Here is a 1,551-nt window from a genome sequence, read left to right on the forward strand (position 1 = left end):
AAAATTCGATATTTTTTCCATTTTTTTAGCTGCTCGTCCTCGTTTGATTCGCACATATCTAAATCAATAATGTCCTGTAAAATAGCTATTTTTTCATTTGCATCATTAATCAATTTATCTCTGAAGGCGACATTTTGTTTTATTTTAAAATCGTTTTCAGCGTTTTTATCTAATATCCATTTTTTACCGTTCCATTTGTGAAAACACGATGGTGGTGGTTCTGAATACGTTAAATCATCAAATATGATGCAGCCCGCATTAATCGCATTGTGCAATTCATCGTGCTGCGTTGCTGTAATTTCAATTGAATCAGCAGGTATATCGATATTAATTTCATCTATATAAAATGATTGTGTTTTTTTGTCATAAAAATGAGTCATATTTAAAATCCTATGGCGATGTAGAAAAAACCGGTGTTAGCGTATGCTCCCACGGGGGATTTACACCAGCATCGAAATTGAGTACGAGAAACCGGTGACGCTGCTGTAGAATTAACGCCCGCAAAACCGTCGCTAGTAACAATAGATAAACACGCGTTTGGAAATGCTGTGTAAAACGATTGAATATACCCGTTCGTCTGAGCCTCAGCTAGATATTGTCCCTCTCCCCACTGCAAAATTACACCGTTGGCCATCTTTGCATAACCATTCCTGGTAAATACTGCTGCATATTCAGCACTGCTAATCAAATTAGAATTATTAAATGTCGGACGTTTTTTAAAATCGACGCGTTCACCTACCTCATAAATAGGTTGGTCACCTGACGTTAATTTTGCTGGTAAAAAACGTTCTCGGAGCTGCTGTTCTGTTAATGTGCCGACATCTGCTGCAGATAGCTGAATATTCCCTGTTTTCCCGTTCACGCTCTGAACAGGAACGGTTGGAATTAATTTAGAAACATTTTCAATCTGTTTTTTTAAATAACTTGTTCGATTTGCGAGCTGCTTGGCTTGCAGATTATCAATTCCATCCTCCCCACCCATAACTGGGTCTGTCGTTTCTAACTGATAAATACCAAGTTCCCATTTTTCAACTTCTTTTACATTAGCCATTTGCTATTTCACCTCTATTGTAAATCCCATTCCTGTGTTCTATTTTTCCATTATGACGCATCGCTGCTGCTCGATAATCCAATTTAATTAATTGACAGCGTTCGGGCGCATATTCTGGAATTGCGCGTTTTAATAATTCTGCTAAATCGTTAGTAATTGGCTCATGAAAAATTATGCTATAACACGGCCAAGTCAAACTAAAACCACCGTGATTTTTATATCCAGTTCGATTGTGAGAGCCGTCACGATAGCGAATTCCCGCTCCCTCAATAATGTCAACCTCACCAAACCCCAGAGCACGGATAATGTTGCGGACAGCCCATGGCGTCCCCTTTTTTTGATGTAATTTTGTCGCGATTTTTAATAACTCGCGTTTTGCAGTTAATGATTCTGCTAATTTCCAGAGCCATTCATGAGTTAACGAAAAATGCCATGCCAACGTAGACAACAGAGGTTCCTCGACGGTATCTATTTGTGAATAGATATCGACATTTAAAAAA

Annotated in this window: 3 protein-coding genes; all 3 read right to left on the reverse strand. The window is 38.4% G+C overall.

The annotated features are described in order from the left end of the window. On the reverse strand, positions 1 to 380 hold a 380-nt coding region (locus A9G07_RS10010; RefSeq protein WP_141677509.1), incomplete at its 3' end, for a tail fiber assembly protein. Between the two features lie 2 nt (positions 381 to 382). Then, the gene (locus A9G07_RS11960; protein ID WP_065735006.1) at positions 383 to 1,051 is read right to left on the reverse strand and encodes a gp53-like domain-containing protein; all 669 of its coding nucleotides are present in this window, start codon (positions 1,049 to 1,051) and stop codon (positions 383 to 385) included. After that, on the reverse strand, positions 1,044 to 1,551 hold a 508-nt coding region (locus tag A9G07_RS10020; protein ID WP_141677510.1), incomplete at its 5' end, for a phage tail protein I. The genes A9G07_RS10020 and A9G07_RS11960, both read right to left, overlap by 8 nt.

The sequence above is a fragment of the Gilliamella sp. wkB72 genome (assembly GCF_001693745.1).
Classification (GTDB): domain Bacteria; phylum Pseudomonadota; class Gammaproteobacteria; order Enterobacterales; family Orbaceae; genus Gilliamella; species Gilliamella apicola_E.